At 68.6% G+C, this 2,909-nt stretch carries 4 protein-coding genes and 1 tRNA gene; 4 read left to right on the top strand and 1 reads right to left on the bottom strand.

Annotation, left to right across the window (positions count from 1 at the left end):
• From PKD06_RS18660 to PKD06_RS18675, 4 genes are all read left to right on the top strand, one after another.
• Positions 1–294, top strand: a 294-nt coding sequence (locus PKD06_RS18660; protein WP_324382795.1) for a hypothetical protein, incomplete at its 5' end; no start/stop codon positions are given.
• A gap of 35 nt (positions 295–329) precedes the next feature.
• The gene (locus PKD06_RS18665; RefSeq protein ID WP_324382797.1) at positions 330–1,550 is read left to right on the top strand and encodes a cysteine desulfurase; all 1,221 of its coding nucleotides are present in this window, start codon (positions 330–332) and stop codon (positions 1,548–1,550) included.
• A 26-nt stretch (positions 1,551–1,576) separates the two neighbouring features.
• Positions 1,577–1,948 (top strand): SUF system Fe-S cluster assembly protein, encoded by a 372-nt coding sequence (locus tag PKD06_RS18670; RefSeq protein ID WP_324382799.1) that lies wholly within the window; start codon positions 1,577–1,579, stop codon positions 1,946–1,948.
• Between the two features lie 9 nt (positions 1,949–1,957).
• A complete protein-coding gene (locus tag PKD06_RS18675; RefSeq protein ID WP_324382801.1) occupies positions 1,958–2,395 on the top strand; it encodes a VOC family protein in 438 nt (145 codons plus the stop codon).
• A gap of 58 nt (positions 2,396–2,453) precedes the next feature.
• Here PKD06_RS18675 and PKD06_RS18680 read toward each other — a convergent pair.
• Positions 2,454–2,538 (bottom strand) — tRNA-Leu (locus tag PKD06_RS18680).
• Positions 2,539–2,909 lie beyond the last annotated feature (371 nt).

Below are 2,909 nucleotides of genomic sequence, written 5' to 3' on the forward strand. Positions count from 1 at the left end.
GCCAGCCTCGCGCGGATGCGCTCGGCCGTGGCGCTCGGGGCGTGGTTCGCGCTGCTTCCCACCCTCGCCGTGAAGCTCGCGGCCCTGGCCCTCCTTCCGGCGAGGATGGTCGCGGCCGATCCGCCGAGCCTCTACACCGCCATCGAGCCGGGCGTGGGGCTACCCTATTTCGCCGCCTGCCTCATGGCCGCCTTCGGGGCCGCGGCCGCGCGGGCGGTCCCGGTCGCGATCCTGGTCAATGGAGGCTTTTATCTCCTCCTCGTGATCCTCTATTTCGTGGCTCCGTCCCCATGACGGACACGGCGCCGGCCCGGAGGCCGCTTCATTCCATGACCTACGATGTCGAGGCCCTGAGGGCCGAGTTCCCGATCCTGTCCGCCGAGGTCTACGGCAAGCCGCTGGTCTATCTCGACAACGCCGCCTCCGCGCAGAAGCCGCGCGCGGTGATCGACGCCATGGTGGCGACGATGACCGGCGGCTATGCCAACGTGCATCGCGGGCTGCACTACATGGCGAATGCGGCGACCGACGCCTTCGAGGCCGGCCGCGAGAGCGTGCGGGCCTTCCTCAACGCCGCCTCGACCGACGAGATCGTGTTCACCCGCTCGGCGACCGAGGCGATGAACCTCGTTGCCGACAGCTACGGCCGCCTCGCGATCTGGGAGGGGGACGAGATCATCCTCTCCATCATGGAGCACCATTCCAACATCGTGCCCTGGCATTTCCTGCGCGAGCGCAAGGGCGCGGTGATCAAGTGGGCGCCGGTGGACGACGAGGGCAATTTCCTCCTCGAGGAATTCGAGAAGCTGTTCACGCCGCGCACGAAGATCGTGGCGATGACCCATATGTCGAACGTGCTGGGCACGGTGACGCCGATCGCGGAGATCATCCGCATCGCTCATGCGCATGGCGTGCCGGTGATGGTGGACGGCAGCCAGGGTGCGGTCCATCTCGACGTGGACGTGCAGGCGCTGGATGCCGATTTCTACGTGCTCACGGGCCACAAGGTCTACGGGCCGACCGGCATCGGGGTGCTCTACGGCAAGAAGGCGTGGCTGGAGAAGCTGCCCCCCTACGAGGGCGGCGGCGAGATGATCAGGACGGTGACGCGGGACACGGTCACCTATGGCGATCCGCCGCATCGCTTCGAGGCGGGAACGCCGCCGATCATCGAGGCCGTCGGCCTCGGGGCCGCCTTGCGCTTCATGGAATCGGTCGGCCGGCCCGCCATCCGGGCGCATGAGGAAGCCCTCGGCGCCTATGCGCAGGAGCGGCTCGGGCGCATGAATTCGATCCGCATCCTCGGCCGGGCGAGGGGGAAGGGGCCCATCCTCTCCTTCGAGATGAAGGGCGCCCATGCCCATGACGTCGCGACCGTGATCGACCGGCAGGGCGTGGCGGTGCGGGCGGGCACGCATTGCGCGATGCCGCTGCTCGAGCGCTTCGGGGCGACCTCGACCTGCCGCGCGTCGTTCGGCCTCTACAATACCATGGCCGAAGTCGATAAGCTGGCGGACGCATTGGCCCGGGCCGAGAGCCTGTTCTCCTGATGCCGGGCGACGAGACGAGAGTTCAGATGAGCGAAGCTTCCACGGAGATCGCGGCCGCGGCTGCGCCGTCCTCTTCCCTGCCGCCGGAGGAGGTCGACCGCCTGACGGATGACATCGTCGCGGCCCTCAAGTCGATCTACGACCCCGAGATCCCGGCTGATATCTACGAGCTGGGCCTGATCTATCGCGTCGATATCGCGGACGACCGCACGGTCACGATCGACATGACGCTGACGGCGCCGGCCTGTCCCGTGGCCGGCGAGATGCCGCTCTGGGTCGAGAATGCCGTCTCGGCGGTGGCGGGCGTCAGGGAGACCAAGGTCAACATGGTCTTCGACCCGCCATGGGACCAGAGCCGCATGTCCGACGAGGCGCGCATCGCCCTCGACATGTGGTAGCGCGATCCCATGGCCGATGCGGCGGAGGCCGGATCCGGCCTCGTGGACGGCGTTCTCGAAACGGCGCTCTATGTCGAGGATCTCGACCGGGCCGCCGCCTTCTACGAGGGCATGCTCGGGATGAGGCGGCTCTTCGGGGATTCGCGCCTGATCGCCCTCGACAGCGGCCGGCGCGGCGTGCTGCTCCTCTTTCGCCGGGGCACGACCCTGGAGACGGTCCGCCTGCCCGGCGGCACCATTCCTCCCCATGACGGGAGCGGGCCCGTCCATATCGCGCTGGCGGTCGGCGAGGAGGCCCTGAAGGAAATCGAAGCCCGGCTTCCGGCGGCGGGAATCAGCGTCGAGGGGCGCACCGACTGGCCTCGCGGGGGACGCAGCATCTATGTGCGCGATCCCGACAGCCATCTCGTCGAATTCGCCACTCCCGGCCTATGGGCGATCTATTAGGGGCGAGGCGGATTCGCGATCGTCGGGAAGGGCGGGGACGTCAGCGCCGGATCGTGCTTGGTGCGGCCAAGAGGACTCGAACCTCCACCCCTCTCGGGACTAGCACCTCAAGCTAGCGCGTCTACCAGTTCCGCCATGGCCGCAGCGGGTTGCCCTTGGGCTCCCCGGAGGTGAGGGGCGTCTAACAGATCGGCTTTCAGGCCACAAGCCTCATGCGCGCCTTCTCGCACGCAGCCCCGTCCTGCCGGCGCTCGACTTCCGGGGCGGCGGGGGCCATGTCAGAATCGCTCGGGCTGCCATGCCGGCCGGCCCGTCTCGCGCGTGTTCGGGGTGAAGCCTTGGTCAGGGACGATCTGGAGCATCGATTCGCCGCGGCGCCCGGCTCGCCGCCGGTGGAATGGATCATCGCCGAGGGGCTCGTCGAATATCCGCGGGCGCTCGCGGCGATGGAAGCGCGCGGCGCGGCGATTGCGGCGGCGAGGAGGGGGGGATGTGCCCTTACCCCCGCAAGCCC

The organism is Enterovirga sp. (genome assembly GCF_035325185.1).
Taxonomy (GTDB): domain Bacteria; phylum Pseudomonadota; class Alphaproteobacteria; order Rhizobiales; family Beijerinckiaceae; genus Enterovirga.